The organism is Streptomyces sp. NPDC049887 (assembly GCF_040656535.1).
Classification (GTDB): Bacteria; Actinomycetota; Actinomycetes; order Streptomycetales; family Streptomycetaceae; genus Streptomyces.
Genome location: NZ_JBFAMM010000041.1, coordinates 13,888 through 32,222, shown reverse-complemented (window position 1 = coordinate 32,222; position 18,335 = coordinate 13,888). Strand labels below are relative to the sequence as shown.

Here is an 18,335-nt window from a genome sequence, read left to right as displayed (position 1 = left end):
AATCCACACCGAACCCGGAAGGCCCTCACCCGTTCAAGATCCCTCAGCCGAGATCTGGATCACCCGTCCACAACCTCCCCGGACAGAACACCTAGTGCCGCTCCTGGTGCCGCGCGCGACCACGGGCGTGCCGGTCACCTCGTCCACCGGACGTGCCCGCCGGACCCGGCGGCTCCGTCGCTCCCGCCGGCCCCGGTGCCGAAGGCGCCGTCCTCCGCACACGCCGCACGCAGGGCCTGGGCGTCGGCCATGCCGAGGTACGTGGCGCGGCACCGGAGGCAGTGGGTGAGGTGTCCCGCCACCCGGGCCTCCTCGTGGGGGACGAGCACACCGAGGACGTACGCGCCGAGCAGCGGCTCCACATGAGGACTGCCCAGAGGCCGTCCGGCCGTACGGACGCCCGAATCTCCACCGTTCACCCACCCATTCTGCCGGTCCTCCCCACAACTCGGCGCCACGGTCGCACCACTGCACGTCCTGGTCGCACTTTCCCCTTCCGCCGCTGAGCACGGCACTGCTCCGCTGCGTATTCCAGGGCGACACCCACGGTGCATACACCTCGTATGGGCCGTTCGTAGCCGACGAGCCGAAGGATTGGTCCATGAATCTGCGGGAGCAGCACCGGGATGTGGCCGCCTACGCGCTCGGTGTACTCGACCCCGCGGACGCCTTTCGCTTCGAGGAGCACCTGGCGGACTGCGGTCTCTGCGCCCTGCGGCTCTCCGACTTCGCCCCGATCGCGTCGGCGCTGGGCGATCTCGCCGGTCCCGGCCGGGCCGACGAACCGCCGGGGCCGCGGCTGCTGGATCGTCTGCTCCACGAGGTCGCGGTCCGGCGGCGGCGCGGTTCGCGCCGCCGGCTGCGGCTGGTGGCGGCCGCCGCCGCGCTGGTGGTGGCGCTGCCCGCGGCGGTGGTGAGTCTGTCGCGCGGGCCGGACGGCCCGGTCACGGGCGGCCCCGACGAGCGGATCACGGCCACCGACGGCGCCACCGGCGTCTACGGCGCGGTGGACCTGCGCTCCAAGGGCTGGGGCACGGCAGTGGCCCTGCGCATGGCGAAGCTGCCCGGTCCGCGGAACTGTCGGCTGGTCGCGGTCGCCAAGGACGGCAGGGAGTACGCCGTCACCAGCTGGTCGGTGCCCGCCGCCGGTTACGGGACGGGGGCCCCGGGGGCGGAGGAGGAGATGGACATGGAGGCGGGGACGGCGCTGCAGCGCGACGAGATCGGCCATTTCGAGGTCCGCACGGACAGCGGCGAGCACCTGGTGTCCCTGGACCGCTGACCCCCGGCTCGCGGCCCGCGGCCGTCATTTGAGCAGCCGCGACAGCCTGCGGTCCGCGAGTGGCTTGCCGCCCGTCTGGCATGTGGGGCAGTACTGCAGCGACGAGTCGTGGAAGGACACCTCGCGGATGGTGTCGCCGCACACGGGACACGGCTCGCCGGTGCGGCCGTGCACTCTCAGACCACTCTTCTTCTCGGCCTTCAGCCGGCCGGCGGCCAGACCTCTCGAACGCTCGACGGCGTCCCTGAGCGTCGTGCGCGTCGCCTCGTACAGATCGGTGATCTCGTCCTCGCCGAGTCCCGAGGTGAGCTTGTACGGCGACATCCTCGCGGCGTGCAGGATCTCGTCGCTGTACGCGTTGCCGATTCCGGCGATGAGGCTCTGGTCGCGCAGCGCTCCCTTGATCTGCCGGCGCTCCCCGGCGAGGAGCGCGGCGAACGCGTCGCGGTCGAAGTCGTCCGCGAGCGGGTCCGGTCCGAGCCGGGCGACGCCGGGCACCTCGGCCGGGTCGTGCACGAGATGGACGGCGAGCCGTTTGGTCGTGCCCGCCTCGGTCAGGTCGAATCCGTCCCCGCCGGTGAGCGCGACGCGCAGGGCCAGCGGGCCCCTGCCCGGGCGCGGCATGCCCGACGGGAGGACGTCCCTCCACTGCAGCCAGCCGGCCCGGGCGAGGTGGAGGACGAGATGCAGTCCGCCGCCGGTGCCGATGTCCAGGAACTTGCCGTGCCGCCGCACTGAGGTGACCTCGCTGCCGTCGAGGGCGGCGAGCGGCGGGTCGTACGTCTTCAGCACGCTGATCGCCACGGGCATCATCCTGGCGATCTCCTTGCCGAGCAGGTTCTCGCCGAGGAAGCTCCTGAGCGCTTCGACCTCGGGCAGTTCCGGCATGGCTCCAGCGTGCCGTACCGGGCCCGCTCGCGCAGTCCCGCCCCGGGCACCGGGTCCGGTCCCCGGGGCGGGTTTCGAGAGTCCCGTCCGGCCGGGGACGTCCGGCGCTCGCCCTCAGGGCCTGCGGGGAACGAAGGTGCTGCGTCCCTGCAAGCCCTCAGCGGACCAGCTCCAGCAGCGCGGCCATTTCCTCCTCGACCGCGCGGGCGAGGCGGTCCACGTCGGGCAGGGCCTTCCCGTCGGCGACCAGACCGAAGTGCACTCGGCCGCCGTACGTGGTCATCGCCACGGCGAGGGACTGGCCGCGGGCGAGCGGGGCCATCGGGTAGATCTCACGCAGCGGGCAGCCGCCGAGCGACAGGGCGGAGCGGGGCAGCGGCACGCTGGTCGCGAGCAGGTCGAACAGCATCCGGGCGGCGTTGCCGGCGATGGGCGCTCCGAACCGGTGGGCGAGCGGCGGGAGTTGGTCGGCGAGCACGGCCACGGCTCCGGCGCCGCGCAGCGGCCCCGCCGCCTTGTTGCGGTCCATGCCGTCGCGGACCGCGTAGAGCCGGGCCCAGGGGTCGGGCTCGGTGACGGGTAGGTCGAGCAGGTACGCGGACAGCTTGTTTCCGGAACCCGGGGGCCCGCCGGGACGGCGCCTGGACACCGGGACGAGGGCTCTGGGGTCGGTGGGCGGCAGGGCGTCGCCCCGCTCGGTCATCCAGCGGCGCAGAGCCCCTGCGACGGCGGCGAGCAGAACGTCGTTGGCGGTGCCGCCGGCGACCCTGCGGACCTCGTGTACCTCGTCGAGGTCGAGGACGGATGTGGCGAGCCTGCGGGTGCCGCTGGAGCTGGCGCTGAGCGCCGCGGCGCCGCGGGGGTCGAGCCGGCCGGCCCGGGCCAGCGAGGCGCCCACGAGGGAGGCTCCGACACCGAAGGCCCGGCCCAGCTCCTCGATGCGCCCGCGTGCCATCCCGGCGACCTGCCAGGGACCGGGCAGCCAGGATCGGGGCGGTACCGCGGCCGGGCTCCGGCCGGTCCTGCGACCGTGCCTGCGGGCACGCGCGGCGAGCGGCCCGGCGATCTCGTCGAAGATGCCCGCCCCGATGGCGACGGCCCGCATCCCGTCGGCGAGGGCGTGGTGCAGTTTGACCAGGACGGCGAAGGGATCCCCCGGGCCTCCGGTGAGCAGGTACATCTCCCAGGGTGGCAGCCCCCGTTCGAGCGGACGTTCCATCAGCTCCCCGGCGAGCGTGGCCGCGGCCGCCGCGAAGTCGCCCGCCGGCAGCCGGACCTGACGCAGATGACGCCGTACGTCGAAGTCCTTGTCGGCCGTCCAGGCGGCGCCGCCCACGGGCAGCAGCACATCGGTGACACGCATGCGCAGGCGGGGGATCGCGGAGGCGCGGGCGGCGAGCAGCGCGAGGATCTCCTCGCTGCCGGTCGTGGTCGTGCCGGCGTCCCCGGACGCGGGCGGGGTGAAGTGGGCGAGCGCGCCGAGGTGCATCGGGTGGTCGGCGGACTCGAGGTGCCAGAAGGCCAGATCCAGGGGTGCCAGCAGCTCGGTGCTCAAGGGTGTCCTCATGTCCTAGGAGGCCGGAACACAGGAATCAGCAGTCAATCGCCTGCGGTCGGTTACGGTCAAGGGCAATCAGGTTACATAGGGTTACCGTCGGGTAGTCTTCAGGTTGCCGCACGGACGTGGACGGCGAACTCGCACCACACGCATTTGCCGGTGCCGCGCGACTCCACGCCCCAGACGTCCGCCAGCCGGTCCACCAGCATCAGACCCCGGCCTGAGACCCCGGCGTCCCCCGCCTCCCGGCGCCGGGGCAGGGCGCTGGAGGTGTCCTCGACCTCGGCCCGCAGCCGCGGCTCGGGACCCGTGAGCACGCGCACGGTCACGATCGCCCCGCCGTCGGTGTGCATCAGGGCGTTGGTGATCAGTTCGTCGGCCGCCAGCTCGATCTCGTCCGAGCGGTCCGCCGCACCCCAGGCCCGTACGGCGGCGCGGATCATGTGCCGGGCGGAGCTGAGCGCCTCGGGGTCGTTCTGGGCGACGTGCTGCTGGAGCCGCCCGCCGGTGTGCGGGGCCTGCGCACCCCGGCGCTGGAGCAGCAGCAGCGCGACGTCGTCGTCGCCGCCCCGCTCGTCGACCTCCTCGCAGAGCTGGTCCGCGAGCAGCTGGAGGTTCTTGGAGCCGCCACGGATCGCGGTCGTGAGCCGTCTCATCCCGTCGTCGAGGTCGGCTCCTGGCTGTTCGACGAGCCCGTCCGTGTAGAGCAACAAGGTCTGCCCGGGGTCGAGTTCCACGGTGGCGACGGGGTACTCGAGCCGGCCGAACTCGGCGGACAGGCCCAGTGGCAGTCCGCCCTCCACCGGGATACGGCGCCCCTCCCCGTCGGAGTCGAGGAGCAGCGGGTCGACATGACCGGCGCGGACCATCTGCACGACGCCCGTGGTGAGGTCGGCCTCCGCGTAGATGCAGGTGGCGAAGCGGTCGGTGTCGAGCTCGTGGAGGAAGACCGAGGCGCGGGCCATCACGGTCGCGGGAGTGTGCCCCTCGGCCGCGTACGCGCGCAGCACGATGCGCAGTTGGCCCATGACCGCAGCGGCGTGGGTGTCGTGCCCCTGGACATCGCCGATGATCGCACCGACCCGGCCGCCGGGCAGGGGGATGACGTCGTACCAGTCGCCGCCGATGTCGCGGCCGAGGCGGGCCGAGCGGTAGCGCACCGCGATCCGGGCCCCGGGCACGGAGGGGATGCGGCGGGGCAGCATCGCCTGCTGGAGCCCCTCGGCCAGGTCGTGCTCCTGCTCGAAGAGCATGGCCCGCTGCAGGCTCTGCGCGATGCTGCTGCTCAGCGCCACGAGCAGATTGCGCTCCTCGGTGGTGAAACCGGTCTTCTCCCGGTACAGCAGGCCGAGCGCGCCGATCGGCCTGGCCTGGGCGATCAGCGGCATGTAGGCCGCGGAAGTGATGCCGAGTCCGCTGATGTGCGGCCAGAGCCGCGGGTACGAGCCGGCGAAGTCCTCCTTGGACTCGATGAACCGGGGCACCAGCGTGCGGATGACCTCGCTCATCGGGTACTGCTCGTCGACCCTGGTGAATCGGGTGCCCGGGACGAAGGAGCCCTCCGGCCCCTCCGCGACGAGGTGGATCCGCCCGGACTCCAGCAGCCCCATCACCAGGCTGGTGGCGCCGAGGTGTTCCAGCCCGTGCGAGTCCTTGAGCACGTCGATGACGTCCTTGACGGTCCTGGCGTGGGCGAGGGCGGCCGTGGTGCTCTCCACGACGCTGGTCTGGCGTCGGCGTTCCGCGTCGAGCTCGAGTCGGGCGGACGATTCGGCGAGCTCCTGGGTGGCGTCGCGGACGATGCCGATGATCCGGTGGGGGCGCCCCTCGGCGTCGCGGAGCACCGATCCCTGGGTGTGCGTCCAGCGCAGGGCGCCGTTGCGGCAGCGGATGCGGAAGTACGCACCGTAACGGGAGCTGCCGTTCTTCAGCGCCTGCGAGACCAGCTCGTCCAACCGGGCCGCCTCGCCGCGCGGGAATCGCCCGGCCAGGGTCTCGGGACGGCCGTCGTACTGGTCGGCGGGCGTGTCGAACACGTCGAGAGCGGGCTGATCCAGGTGCATCAGCCCGCTGTCGAGGTCCCAGTCGAAGCTGCCCATGCGGTTGAGGGCCAGGCTCAGATCCGGGTTGGCGGGCCAGTCGTCGGGAAGCGACAGGGCCCCCGCTGCCCGATCAACCATGGTGACACTCTGCCATCATTTGTCCGATTTATCGAGCGAGTGGGGTGCTGCGGCCTCAACCCTGGACGCTCCCGCCGCCGGGGGCGGGCAGGCCGGAACCGGTCCCGGCACCGCCGGGGAGCGGCGCGTCCGGAAGGATGACGCCTGGCCCGCTCTGGGGCTCGCCCGCTCCGCCGACGGCACCCGAGCCCTGGTCCACTCCGCCGACGGCACCCGAGCCCTGGCCGCCGCCGGAGTCGGGCGAGATCAGGATGTCGCTGTCACTCAGACCCGCACCCCCCTGGTCGAACCCGCCGGAGCCGCCGGTGCCCTGGCCCGCCCCGTCGGGCAGCGGCGCGTCCGGGAGGATGGGCGGCGGACCGTCGGGGCCACGGGTCGGCGAGCTCGGGACACCGGGGCGGACCGCGCTCGGGGACGCCGGGGGCGGACCGGAGGCGTCGGGGCTGGGCGGCGGCGGTTCGCTCGGCGAGCCGGGGCCCGCCGGCTGGGGCCCCTGGGGTGCGTCGGCGACATGGAGACCGGGGTCATGGGCGGGCGGCACCTGCGGGTTCTGGTCCGCCTCGCCGTCGGAGCCGCTCCTGCGCTCCATCCAGGTGTTGGTGGCGAGGTCGACGAGCACCAGGCTGTCGATCACATGGGCGGCTCGGGTGATCACGACCACGCGGTCACTGTCGTACCCCTGCCAGGGTTTGCCCTGTTCGTTCACGGCCCCGGCCGTCACCACGGGCGAGGCGAGGGGGCTCCCGGAGCCGCAGCGGACCCTCGGTGAGCCGTGCTCGTCGACGAGCACGGCGGTCCCGGCCTGGAGCACGGCCTGCCGGCGCTGGGCGACACCGTCGCGGTAGCCGTGGTCGGTGACCCGCGCGTCGGCCCGCAGCACCACGGGGGTGAGACCCCGCAGGAACCCCGGCATGTCCTCCTGGCCGACGCCGACGCCTTCGGCGAACGCCTGGGCCTTGCCCTGGTCGCCGACCAGGAACCGGATCTGCTGCTCCACGTCACAGCTCGCGACGGACCGGGTGCCGCCGTACAGTCCGGGCGTGGAGCCCAGCACCGTGCGGATGGATCGCACGTCGGCGTCCTTCCGCGCGGAGTGGGAGACCCGAGGCGCCGGCAGCTGGCGGGACACCGCCGTCACGGTGGCCGTGGAGGGCGTGAACGGATCGGGACCGGGCTCCGCGGCCGGCTGCAGACGGACCTCCTGCGAGGGGGTCGAGCCCGACTGCCCCTGATCCGTGAGACTGCTGCAGCCAGTGACCAGCAGTGCGGCCGACAGGCCGGCCGACATCGCGGCCAACCCGGCGTGCCGGCGATACATCGGTGAGCGCACGAACATGCCCCGCCATCTCCCGCCTGTTGTGAGGGTGTACCCGGAGTGATCACTCCCTGTCTTGCACCACACCTTCCGGAGCCGCGACTTGAACACGTTCAAGAATCACTCTAGGCTCGAACGCGGAACTGAACGCGTTCAAGTTGGGGGGTGGCGCGATGACCTCGCTGGTCAACGCGATCGTGATGCTCGGGATGCTGGTGATCGTTCCGCTGGGACTGCGCCTGATGCCGGGCCCGGATCCGGGCGCCGTCCGCCGGCTCTGGCCCTTGCTCGCCCTGCCCGGCGCCGTCAGCCTGTGGCTGCCCCGAGGCACCCTCGCCACGGCCCTGGCCTCGGTCTACGCCCTCGCCACCGCCGCACTCGCCCTGCACGCCCCGGCCCGGCTGCGGCGCACCCGCTCGCTCGCGCCGGCGGAGATCGCCGTCCTCACGGCCCTGGCCACGCCGGCCGTGGCAGGAGTGGCCCTGGTGGCCGAACGCTCCGGGCACGAACTACTGGGATTCGACCTGGAGATCCTGGCCCTGACCGTGCCGCACTTCCACTTCGCGGGCTTCGCCGCGGCGCTGGTCGCGGGCCTGGTCTGCCGTTCCACCTGGGGCTCCACCGGCCGGTTCGCAGCGGTCAGCGTGCCCGCGGGGACCCTGCTGGTACTCGCCGGCTACTTCACGGGCGACTGGGCCGAGCTGGCCGGGGCGGTGGTGCTGACCGCCGGAATGTGGGCCGTCGCACTGCTGACCTGGCGCGATGTACGCACGGGCAGGGCCGAACGGCTGATTCGCAGACTTCTGGGGGTCTCGGCGGCCGTTCTGGTGGCGACCATGCTCCTCGCCCTGAGCTGGGCGCTCGGCGAGGCCACCGGCCTGCCGCACCCCGATCTCACCTGGATGGCCGCCACCCACGGCCTCGGCAACGCGCTGGGCTTCGCCCTCTGCTCGCTGCTGGCCTGGCTGCGGCTGGAGGAGATCACCGCTTCGACGGCCGGCGGGCGCAGGACCGGCGCACGAACCGGATCGACAGGACCCGGATCGACAGGACCGGGACGGACAGGACCCGAAAGGAACACCGCATGACCCTCGCCGACGGACCCAACTACGCCGAGACCGGCGCCACCCGCCGCACCCCCCTGCCCGAGGGCTATCACCACCTCCATGTACGGGTACCGGTGGGCCACGGCCCCGCGGCCCTGGCGACCGCGGGCGACGCCATAACCGGCTGGGCGATGCACCGCTCGTCCGGGGCGCGCGTGACCGCCTCCACCGCCCGCGCCGAACCGGGCACCTCGGTCGAGATCTCGCTCGGCGTGGGACCGCTGCGCTTCCGCGCTCCCTGCCGGGTGATCTGGACCGCGGACGGACCGGACCGCATCGGATTCGCCTACGGGACTCTGACCGGCCACCCCGAGTGCGGCGAGGAGAGCTTCCTCGCGGAGGCGGCGGAGGACGGCTCCGTGTGGCTCACGGTGACGGCGTTCAGCAGGCCCGCCCGCTGGTACACCCGGCTCGCCGGGCCGCTCGTACCGGTGGCGCAGCGGATGTACGCACGACGGCTCGGCGCCGGCCTGCGACGGCTCGTCGCCGAAGCGGATACTGGACGTACGGGAGGTCCGCGATGGAGTGGTTCTCGGCACCGGACTACTGGCTGAGCAGACTCGTCTTCCAGCGGGCGCTGGCCGCGGTGTACCTGGCGGCCTTCGTCGGGGCGGCCCTCCAGTTCCGCGCCCTCATCGGCGAGCGCGGCATGCTCCCGGTACCCGACTACCTGCGGTACGCCCCGATGCGGCGCGCCCCGAGCATCTTCCAACTGCACTACTCGGACCGGTTCTTCGCCTGCTGCGCCTGGGCGGGCGCGGTGCTCTCCGCCGCGCTGCTCGGGGGCGCGGCCGACCACCTCCCGCTGTGGACGGCGATGCTGTGGTGGGCGGCGCTGTGGGCGCTTTACCTCTCGATCGTCAACGTCGGACAGACCTGGTACGCCTTCGGCTGGGAGTCGCTGCTGCTGGAGACCGGGTTCCTCGCGGTGTTCCTCGGGAACGAGCGGACCGCGCCCCCGGTGCTGGTGCTGTGGCTGCTGCGCTGGCTGCTCTTCCGGGTGGAGTTCGGCGCCGGGCTGATCAAGGTCCGCGGCGACGAGTGCTGGCGTCGGCTGACGTGCCTGTACCACCACCACGAGACCCAGCCGATGCCCGGCCCGTTCAGCTGGTTCTTCCACCGTCTGCCGGGACCGCTGCACCGGGTCGAGGCCGCCGCCAACCATGTGACCCAACTGCTGGTACCGGTCCTGCTGTTCACCCCGCAGCCGGTCGCCTCCGTGGCGGCGGGGCTGATCGTCGTCACCCAGCTGTGGCTCGTGCTGTCCGGCAACTTCGCCTGGCTCAACTGGCTGACGATCGCCCTCGCGCTCTCCGCCGTCGACCTCTCCGCGTTCGCCGGGCCGCACCCCCTGCCCGCCCCGCCGCTCTGGTACGAGGTCCTGGTGATCGCGGCGACCGTCCTCGTCCTCGCTCTGAGCCACCACCCCGTGCGCAATCTGGTCTCCCGGCGGCAGGCGATGAACCGGTCCTTCGACCCGCTCCACCTGGTGAACACCTACGGCGCGTTCGGAACCGTCGGGAGGGTGCGGTACGAGGTCGTGATCGAGGGCACGGACGAGCCGGTGCCCCGCCCCGGCACCGTGTGGCGGGAGTACGAGTTCAAGGGGAAGCCGGGCGACCTCCGCCGGCTGCCCCGGCAGTACGCCCCCTACCACCTGCGCCTCGACTGGCTGATGTGGTTCGCCGCCCTCTCCCCCGCCTACGCACGGTCCTGGTTCGGCGGCTTCGTGGAACGGCTGCTGGAGAACGACCGGGACACGCTGAGGCTGCTGCGCCGCAATCCCTTCCCGGACGCCCCGCCGTCGTACGTCAGGGCCCGGCTGTACCACTACACGTTCACGGACTGGCGGCGGCTGCGCTCCACGGGCGCGTGGTGGCAGCGGCGCTATCTGCGCGAGTACCTGCCGCCGACCCGGCTGAGCAGGACGGACGTCCCGGCGGAACGGGTCTGACCCGTCCCCGGGCCCCGTCCGGCCCGCCCTGCGCAAGGGCCACGGGGAAGGCGAGGGGGAGCTCCGTCCGCCGCGCCGCCCGGGTCCGGCGTCCCGGGTGCGACCGGGGGACGGGATGCACGGACCCCCGGTCCGGAGCGGACCGGGGGTGGTGACAGCCGTGGGGCGCGAGATCAGTCGATGCCCTGCAGGATGTGCGGCTCGGCGAGGTCGTCCTCGTAGCCGGCCAGTCTGATCGGCGCGGAACGGGCCCAGACCTCGAGGCTTCCGAGCTCGTCCGGCCGCCCCGGTCGTTCGCCGGGTTCCGCCGAGGGCTTGGTCTTCGTCTTCGTTTCAGTCGTCACCGCGCACTCCTTAGTGTCGCGTCACAGGGACAAGGGCGGTTCGGTCGCGGTGGCGCCGTTCTTCGGGCGGGATCGCGGCCGAGGTTGCGGACCTGTCCCGGGGCGGTCTCGCGGGGCTTCGTGACCCCTTGCCGACCGTCCGTTGGCTCCAGACTAACCAAATGAGCGCGGCTGCGCTCGATGGATTACGTCACATTGGGCGATTCTTTACGGGAAACCGCCCCAAGGTGACGACCCATCGGGTACAGGAAACCCCCGGGGAGCCCTGCTCGCCCGGGGGAATCCGCCGTTCGGGTTACCTCGCGACTCACCAGTTCGCGCGGTCGTAGTCCTTCAGGAAGCAGCCGAAGAGGTCCTCGCCGGCCTCGCCGCGCACGATCGGGTCGTACACCCGGGCCGCGCCGTCGACCAGGTCCAGCGGGGCGTGGAAACCCTCGGCCGCGAGGCGCACCTTGTCCGGGTGCGGACGCTCGTCGGTGATCCAGCCGGTGTCGACGGCGGTCATCAGGATGCCGTCGGCCTCGAACATCTCCTGGGCGCTGGTGCGCGTCAGCATGTTCAGGGCCGCCTTGGCCATGTTGGTGTGCGGATGGCCGGCGCCCTTGTAGCCGCGACTGAAGACGCCCTCCATGGCGGAGACGTTCACGACGTACTTGCGCCGCGCCGAGGACGCGGCCATCGCCGCGCGGAGCCGGCTGATCAGGATGAACGGGGCCGTCGAGTTGCACAGCTGCACTTCGAGGAGCTCGACCGGGTCGACCTCGGAGACTGTCTGGATCCAGCTGTTGGTGTCGTGCAGATCGGGCACGAGCCCGCCCGCGTCGATCGCGGTACCGGCCTCGATCCGCGCGAGCGACGCCGACCCGGAGACGAGGGCGAGACCGGTGACGTCCTGGGCGCTCAGCCCTTCCGAGCGCGGCCCGGGCAGGGCCGCGACCCGGTCCACCCCGCCGCTGCCGAAGGTGCCGATCACCTCGGCGGCGGGCAGCTCACCCGCGGGCAGCGGGGCCCCCTCGGCCGCGACGAGTTCGCTGTACGCCTGCGGGGAACGTCGCACCGTCTGCGCGGCGTTGTTGATCAGGATGTCCAGCGGCCCCTCGGCCGCGACCGAGTCGGCGAGCGCGACGACCTGCGCGGGGTCACGGAGGTCGATTCCGACGATCTTGAGCCGGTGGATCCACTCGTCGCTGTCCGGCATCGCCTTGAAGCGGCGGACCGCGTCGTTCGGGAAGCGGGTGGTGATGGTGGTGCGGGCGCCGTCGCGGAGCAACCGCAGCGCGATGTACATGCCGATCTTGGCCCGGCCACCGGTGAGCAGCGCCCGCCGGCCGGTCAGATCGGTGCGGGCGTCGCGGCGGGCCCGGTTCTCGGCCGCGCACTTCTGGCACAGCTGGTGGTAGAAGGCGTCGACCTCGATGAAGCGGGTCTTGCAGATGTAGCAGGACCGGGGGCGCTGGAGTATCCCCGCGATCTCTCCCGTCACCGACGAGGACGGCAGCAGTCCCTGGGTCTCGTCGTCGATACGGTCAGCGGAGCCGGTCGCGGTGGCCTCGGTGACGGCCTTGTCGTGGGCGGTCTTGGCGGCGCGGCGCTCCTGCCGGCGGCGCTGCTTCACGGTGCGGTAGATCCCCGCCGTGGCCCGGCGGACCGTGACCGCGTCGGGATGGTCGACCTCCAGGCGGTCGAGCTCCTCGAGAACGCCCAGGCAGACGGCCAGTCGCTCGGGGTCGATGCCGGGGCCGAACTCCAGGCTGTCGTCTGTCACCGTCATCGCCGCTGCCGTTCCCTGTGTTCTTCGCGTGCCGCTGGGGGATTCCAAAAGCGGAACTTTACTTCAGTGGCGGGCGTGCGGGCCAAACCGTTCACGGGGAGGGCCTCCGGTGATGACTCTCCGTGACCGCGTCTCGGGGCGGGAAGACGGCCGAGGGGTGGCACAGCCGGCCGGGGGTGGGGGCGGGTGGGCCGGCGCCGGTCTCCTGGCGAGCACCGGTCGGTCGCGGCGACCGGGTCCACCCGGGCCTCGTGGTACGGGTCGAGGGTCCCCACGTCCGGCCATCGGCCGTGCTCGATCGCCCTCTTCCCGGGCACACGGTTGCCGCCTGCGCGGGGCGATCGGCAGGGCGTGGGGCCGGCGGTGGTGTCCCGCTACGGCCGCTGCCGGCCGGGCGGGCGGTCGAAGACGCAGTCGCCGCACAGACCGCCGCCCGGGCACCGGTAGTAGAGGCAGCAACTGCCGCGGCGGAGCGCCGTTCCGCGCACCGTGCCGCTCAGGTCCGGGTGGTCCAGCAGGCCCGTGGTGAGCGCGGTGGCCCGCTCGGCCACGTCGAGGCGGTCGCGTACCCGCGCCCAGCGGTGGATCTCGCGCAGGGCGCCGGCGAGCGCGGAGCCGGCGTTGCCCCACAGCAGCCGGTGCGAGATGCGGACGTCGCCGCGCAGGGCCTCGGCGAGCGGGACCAGGTGGCCGTACTGGACGGCCTCCCGAATGCCGTCGACGGTGCCGGGAAGCGTTCCTTCCCGGGTCCAGCACAGGTCGTCGGGCGAGGTGAGCTCCGGGTCCCAGTACAGCCCTCCGGCGGCCGGGTCGGGGAACTCGCCGTGGAGCGCGGCGGGCCCGAGCGCCGTGGACCAGAGACGGGCGGCGAGCCCGAGGTGGGCGATGGACGCGGCGACCCGGCGTTCGGGGGTGCGCAGCCGGGCCGCGACGCGGTCGACGCGGGTGGTGAGGGGCCCGAGTTCGCCGGCGTGGAGCCGGGACAGCGGAACATGGCCGGGACCGGGCTCGCCGGTCCGGGTCGCGAAGAAGCCGCCGATCGACTCCGTCTCCGTCCGCTCCACGTGCCCCCGCCCGGTCTCGCTCCGTCGTCCCGCCCGGCCCGGACCCGAGGTCCACGCACCCGCGTGTCTGCCGTGGATGCAGCATACGGCGGCGGCTCTGGAGTGTCTGGCGTCCGTGTGGTCCCGTACTCCCCTTCGCCTCCGGGAGTACGCGCGAGTGCCCGCCCGAGAACGAGGACGGGAGGTGCCCTCGAGGGAGATCGCTGGGCGCATGCGCTCCCCCGCCCTGTCCGTACCGCTGTCCCTGCCCTCCGCGGTCGCCCACGCGACGGCGGCGGTCGTGCAGGAGCGGGTGGCCGCGGCGTTCGGCTCCCGCCTCCGCCGCGGGCGGGGACGCGGTTCCGGTGGGGGCGCGGGTCCTCTCCCCGGTCCCGGAGCCCCCGGGAACGCCGTCAGATGCTGACACCGCCCGCACGGAGGTACCGGAGCGGATCGATGTCGGACCCGTATCCCGGCCCGGTGCGCACCTCGAAGTGGAGGTGCGGTCCGGTGCTGTTGCCGGTGGACCCTGAACGGGCGATTCGCTGACCGCTGTTGACCCGCTGCCCCTCGCGCACGGTGAGCGCCGAGAGATGGGCGTACTGGCTGTACTTCCCGTCGTCGTGCCGGACGACGATCTGGTAGCCGTACGCGCCCTCCCAGCCTGCCGAGACCACCCGGCCCTGGGCCACGGCCTTCACCGAGGTGCCCGTCGGCACGGGGAAGTCCACGCCCGTGTGATAGCCGCTGGACCAGGACGAGCCGGCCTTGCCGTACGGGGTGCCGGTGCCGGCGGCGACGGGTGCGCTCAGGCCGGTGCCGCGCTGGGCGCGGTCCGGGTGCTTCTGCTGCCGCTGCTCCTGCCGGGGCTTCGGTTTCGGCTTCTGCTTCGCCTGCTGGCTCTGCTGTTGCGGGGCGGCGGGCTGCGGGGTGGCGGGCTGCGCGGCCCGGGGCGGCTGCGCCTTCGGCGGAGTCTTCGGCGGGGACGGGGGACGGGCCGCCGGGCGACCGTCCGACGGGGCGGGCGAGGTACCCCGCACGACCAGCCGCTGGCCGGGGTGGATGAGGTCGGGGTCGTCGCCGACGACCTTCCGGTTGGCGACGTAGAGCGCCTGCCAGCCGCCCTCGACCCGTTCGGAGGCGGCGATCCCGGAGAGCGAGTCGCCGGGCGTCACCGTGTAACTCTCACGCTGCGTGGGGACGGTGGTCGGCGTCGCCCCCGGGACCGTGTGCCGGGACAACGCGGACTGCGCCCGGAGCTGCCGTTCGGGTGAGACGTCCGGTGCGTCCTCGCGGGTCAGTCCGGCGCGTGTTGAGCAGACCGGCCAGGCGCGGGGGCCCTGGCCGTCCAGCACCTTCTCCGCGACGGCTATCTGCTGGTCGCGGGTGGCGAGGTCGGCGCGCGCGGCGTAAGCCGTTCCGCCGTACTCCTCCCAGGTCGACTGGCTGAACTGGAGCCCGCCGAAGTACCCGTTGCCGGTGTTGATGTGCCAGTTTCCGGTGGACTCGCAGGACGCGACCTTCTCCCACACGTCCTCGGGCGCCGCGGCCGCCGTTCCCGCGCCGATCAGCGGCAGCGCCATGCCCGCGCCACCCGCGGTGACGGTGAGCGAGGCCCGGTTGATACGGCTCGGCTGGTACCGGCGGTGTCGTCCACGAACGGCCATGAGTCCCCCTCGAACGCCTCAGCAGCCGCCAAAGCTATTGGCTCGCCACAAGACATGACAAGGGGGTGCGCGCGGGCGCCCCGGTGCAAGGCGCACGGCCGTCCGGGGGAATACGGTGGACGGTGCGCCCCTCGCGCGACTCGTCGCCCATGAACGCCGCACTCCGGTGACGCGTATTCATACTGGCCACGGGGAGGCGCACTTCCGCACGACCGCACGCAGACGACGGATTCCAGGAGCACACGTATGAGTGGTACCGCCCAGATCGGCGTCACCGGGCTCGCGGTGATGGGCCGCAATCTCGCCCGCAACTTCGCGCGCAACGGCTACACGGTCGCCCTGCACAACCGGACCAACGCCCGCACCCGCGAACTCGTCGAGTCGTTCGGCGACGAAGGGGCCTTCGTCCCCACCGAGTCCGCCGAGGAGTTCGTCGCCGCGCTGGAGCGCCCCCGCCGCCTCATGATCATGGTCAAGGCCGGTGCGCCGACGGACGCGGTGATCGAGGAGTTCGCCCCGCTGCTGGAGCCGGGCGACCAGATCATCGACGGCGGCAACGCGCACTTCGAGGACACCCGCAGGCGTGAGCGCGAACTGCGCGAGCGCGGAATCCACTTCGTGGGCGTGGGCGTCTCCGGCGGTGAGGAGGGCGCGCTGCACGGCCCGAGCATCATGCCGGGCGGTTCCCGGGAGTCGTACGACACGCTCGGCCCGATGCTGGAGAAGATCGCGGCGAAGGCGCCCGACGGTACTCCCTGCACCACACACATCGGCCCCGACGGCGCGGGCCACTTCGTGAAGATGGTGCACAACGGCATCGAGTACGCCGACATGCAGCTGATCGCCGAGGCGTACCACCTGCTGCGGTCGGTCGCCGGCTACTCACCGGAGAGGATCGCCGAGACCTTCCGCGAGTGGAACACGGGCCGGCTCGACTCGTACCTGATCGAGATCACCGCCGAGGTACTGGCCCACACGGACCCGGTGACCGGGAAGCCGTTCGTCGACGTGGTCGCCGACCGGGCCGAGCAGAAGGGCACCGGCCGCTGGACCGTGCAGATCGCCCTCGACCTGGGCGTACCGGTGTCGGGCATCGCGGAGGCCGTCTTCGCCCGCTCGCTGTCCGGGCACGTCGATCTGCGCGAGGCCTCGCAGTCGCTGCCGGGACCGACGCCGCGGCCGCTGGACGAGGCGGGCGCCGCCCGCTTCGCGGCACAGGTCGAGCAGGCGCTCTACGCGTCGAAGATCGTGTCGTACACGCAGGGCTTCCACCAGATCCGGGCAGGCGGCGACACCTACGACTGGAACATCGACCTGGGCTCGGTGGCGGCGATCTGGCGGGCGGGGTGCATCATCCGCGCGGCCTTCCTGGACCGGATCCGGACGGCGTTCGACACTCGGTCCGATCTGCCGAGCCTGCTGTCGGACAAGCAGTTCGCCGAGGAGATCGGCGCGGCCCAGGACGACTGGCGCGCGGTGGTGGCCACCGCGGCACGCCAGGGTGTGCCGACGCCGGGATTCTCCGCGGCGCTCGCCCACTACGACGCACTCCGCGCCCGCCGGCTCCCGGCGGCGCTCACCCAGGCCCAGCGGGACTTCTTCGGCGCCCACACCTACCGGCGCACCGACCGTGACGGGTCGTTCCACACCCTCTGGGGCGGCGACCGGTCCGAGGTGGGCACCGGCTGAGCCGCGGGCGGGCGCAGCCGGGGCACGAGGTGTCGCGCCCCGGCGCGGCGGATCACCGTACGTCGTGGTCCGCCGCGTCCGTGGCGCGGCGCCGGCCTGTACGGCGTCAGCTCAGCGGGCCGGGCTGGGGGTCCGGTCCGGGCACCGGATCCGGTCCCGGAGGTTTGGGAATCGGGTCCGGCGCGGGGCCGGGCGGCGGCTGCGGCGGGGGTACGGGCCCGGGCGGAGGCCCCGGGGCAGGCCCGGGACCGGGCTCCGGTGGCGGAGTGGGAGCCGGTGGCACGGGGTCCGGCGGTGGCGTCGGTGGCACGGGGTCCGGCGGTACGGGGTCGGGAGGCGGCGCAGGGGGTGCCGGGTCGGGCGGGGGCTGTGTCATGACGGTCTCCCCGGGGATTCGGTCGGCCGGGCGTCGGTTCGGCCGGATGCGCGTTTCGGGTTCCAAGCATGCGGCTGCCCACACGCGTCCGGTCCAGTCATCGGCATGTGCGGGCGAAGGGTTGAGGGCCTCCCGGTCGGGGCGGGACCGTCGGTGCACCCCCAGGGAACCAGGGTCCGCGTCCGCCGAGGACGCGCTCCTGCGCCGGCCGAGGGGCGGCGGATCCCCACCGGCCGCCCGCTCGCGTCGTGGTACCGGCGGATCTGCGCCGGCCGGGGCCCGCCCACGCTCGGGGCCGCGGGACGCCGGCATCACGACTCGCGGCGGGCCCCTTCCGGTGCCGCAGGATGGGCAGCCGACGGCGCCCCGCCCTCGACCGCCCCTGCCCCCACCGCCCGCACCGCTGCCGCGAGGCCGGTGCGGGGGCTGGAGAGCACGGGGACGGACGTGGTCACACGGGCGGCCGCGGCAGCCATGGACGCCTGGGCCAGGACGACCACATCGGCTTCGCGGACGGAGTCGACGGCGGCGGCGACCAGGTCCAGACAGCCGTCGTGGTCGCCGGACTCGAAGCGCTCCCAGGCTCGCGCGACCACATGGGTGCGCACTGTTCCGGAGCCCTCCGGAACAGCGGGCTCCATCGCCTGCTCACGATCCGCCGGGGCCGGGGCTTCCCACAGCCGCTCCGCGCGCACGGCGGCCCCTCGGCCCCGTTCGGCGCGAGCCCGCTCCTCCCCGATCAGCGTGACCGTGGGCGCCAGCGTGCTCGCGACCGTCGCGACGACCGCGATCCGCCGGTGTGCGGCGGCGGCCGCGGCCATGGGCCGGTCGACCCGAAGGACGGGCACTCCGACGTCCGCCGCGCATCGCTCCGCCACCGCCCCGATGGTGGAACAGGTGCACAGGACCGCACCCGCCCCCCCGGCGACGGCCCCGGCGAGAGCCGAGCGGACGGCCTCGGCCACCGCCTCCGGGCCGTGCGACCTGGCCCGGGCCAGAAGTCCCCCGTCGACGGTGTGCCGCAGCCGCAGACCCGGGTGGTGGCGGCCCTGCAGGGCGTCGAAGACGGGCACATGGACCGGGGAGGTGTGCAGCAGCGCCAGTACGGACCCTGCCGCCCGCGGGCCGGCCCCGGCCGAGTGGTCGGCCCGTGGCGGCAGGT

The 18,335-nt window shown here is 73.3% G+C and carries 15 protein-coding genes; 5 read left to right on the top strand and 10 right to left on the bottom strand.

What is annotated here, in order from left to right; translation table 11 throughout:
- Positions 1-134: 134 nt before the first annotated feature.
- Positions 135-419, bottom strand: coding sequence for a zf-HC2 domain-containing protein (locus AB0J10_RS31520; RefSeq protein ID WP_363066487.1), 285 nt, complete (start codon positions 417-419; stop codon positions 135-137).
- Positions 420-601: 182 nt separating this feature from the next.
- Here AB0J10_RS31520 and AB0J10_RS31515 point away from each other — a divergent pair, with 182 nt between their 5' ends.
- Positions 602-1,282, top strand: a complete 681-nt coding sequence (locus tag AB0J10_RS31515) for a zf-HC2 domain-containing protein (RefSeq protein ID WP_363066485.1) — start codon at positions 602-604, stop codon at positions 1,280-1,282.
- 24 nt (positions 1,283-1,306) lie between these two features.
- On the opposite strand, the gene AB0J10_RS31510 is transcribed toward AB0J10_RS31515, so the two are convergent.
- The 4 genes from AB0J10_RS31510 to AB0J10_RS31495 all read right to left on the bottom strand — a co-directional run bounded on the left by AB0J10_RS31510 (position 1,307) and on the right by AB0J10_RS31495 (position 6,980).
- Positions 1,307-2,170, bottom strand: a complete 864-nt coding sequence (locus tag AB0J10_RS31510; RefSeq protein WP_363066483.1) for a DNA-formamidopyrimidine glycosylase family protein — start codon at positions 2,168-2,170, stop codon at positions 1,307-1,309.
- Between the two features lie 157 nt (positions 2,171-2,327).
- Positions 2,328-3,725 (bottom strand): wax ester/triacylglycerol synthase family O-acyltransferase, encoded by a 1,398-nt coding sequence (locus AB0J10_RS31505; protein WP_363066481.1) that lies wholly within the window; start codon positions 3,723-3,725, stop codon positions 2,328-2,330.
- A 110-nt stretch (positions 3,726-3,835) separates the two neighbouring features.
- Complete coding sequence (locus tag AB0J10_RS31500) at positions 3,836-5,908, bottom strand: SpoIIE family protein phosphatase (RefSeq protein WP_363066479.1); 2,073 nt, start codon at positions 5,906-5,908, stop codon at positions 3,836-3,838.
- A 55-nt stretch (positions 5,909-5,963) separates the two neighbouring features.
- The gene (locus AB0J10_RS31495) at positions 5,964-6,980 is read right to left on the bottom strand and encodes a DUF6777 domain-containing protein (RefSeq protein ID WP_363066477.1); all 1,017 of its coding nucleotides are present in this window, start codon (positions 6,978-6,980) and stop codon (positions 5,964-5,966) included.
- A 416-nt stretch (positions 6,981-7,396) separates the two neighbouring features.
- Here AB0J10_RS31495 and AB0J10_RS31490 point away from each other — a divergent pair, with 416 nt between their 5' ends.
- Genes AB0J10_RS31490 through AB0J10_RS31480 form a run of 3 tightly spaced genes read left to right on the top strand, consistent with a single transcriptional unit; the run spans position 7,397 to position 10,283 of the window.
- Positions 7,397-8,311, top strand: a complete 915-nt coding sequence (locus AB0J10_RS31490; protein ID WP_363066475.1) for a YndJ family protein — start codon at positions 7,397-7,399, stop codon at positions 8,309-8,311.
- Complete coding sequence (locus tag AB0J10_RS31485) at positions 8,308-8,883, top strand: DUF1990 domain-containing protein (protein ID WP_363066473.1); 576 nt, start codon at positions 8,308-8,310, stop codon at positions 8,881-8,883. The genes AB0J10_RS31490 and AB0J10_RS31485 overlap by 4 nt, the downstream gene beginning before the upstream one ends.
- A complete protein-coding gene (locus tag AB0J10_RS31480) occupies positions 8,850-10,283 on the top strand; it encodes a lipase maturation factor family protein (RefSeq protein ID WP_363066471.1) in 1,434 nt (477 codons plus the stop codon). Before AB0J10_RS31485 ends, AB0J10_RS31480 begins: the two co-directional genes overlap by 34 nt.
- A gap of 173 nt (positions 10,284-10,456) precedes the next feature.
- Here the strand turns inward: AB0J10_RS31480 and AB0J10_RS31475 are convergent, their stop codons facing one another.
- From AB0J10_RS31475 to AB0J10_RS31460, 4 genes are all read right to left on the bottom strand, one after another.
- Positions 10,457-10,627 carry a hypothetical protein gene (locus AB0J10_RS31475; protein WP_363066469.1) on the bottom strand — a complete coding sequence of 57 codons (171 nt, stop codon included), beginning with the start codon at positions 10,625-10,627 and terminating at the stop codon, positions 10,457-10,459.
- Positions 10,628-10,934: 307 nt separating this feature from the next.
- A complete protein-coding gene (locus AB0J10_RS31470; protein WP_363066467.1) occupies positions 10,935-12,398 on the bottom strand; it encodes an SDR family NAD(P)-dependent oxidoreductase in 1,464 nt (487 codons plus the stop codon).
- A gap of 374 nt (positions 12,399-12,772) precedes the next feature.
- Positions 12,773-13,462, bottom strand: coding sequence for a (2Fe-2S)-binding protein (locus AB0J10_RS31465; RefSeq protein WP_363066465.1), 690 nt, complete (start codon positions 13,460-13,462; stop codon positions 12,773-12,775).
- A gap of 392 nt (positions 13,463-13,854) precedes the next feature.
- Complete coding sequence (locus AB0J10_RS31460; protein WP_363066463.1) at positions 13,855-15,108, bottom strand: transglycosylase family protein; 1,254 nt, start codon at positions 15,106-15,108, stop codon at positions 13,855-13,857.
- A gap of 246 nt (positions 15,109-15,354) precedes the next feature.
- On the opposite strand from AB0J10_RS31460, the gene gndA reads away from it, so the two are divergent.
- Complete coding sequence (gene gndA / locus AB0J10_RS31455; protein ID WP_363066461.1) at positions 15,355-16,797, top strand: NADP-dependent phosphogluconate dehydrogenase; 1,443 nt, start codon at positions 15,355-15,357, stop codon at positions 16,795-16,797.
- A gap of 687 nt (positions 16,798-17,484) precedes the next feature.
- Here the strand turns inward: gndA and AB0J10_RS31450 are convergent.
- Complete coding sequence (locus tag AB0J10_RS31450) at positions 17,485-18,333, bottom strand: hypothetical protein (protein ID WP_363066489.1); 849 nt, start codon at positions 18,331-18,333, stop codon at positions 17,485-17,487.
- Between the last annotated feature and the right edge of the window lie 2 nt (positions 18,334-18,335).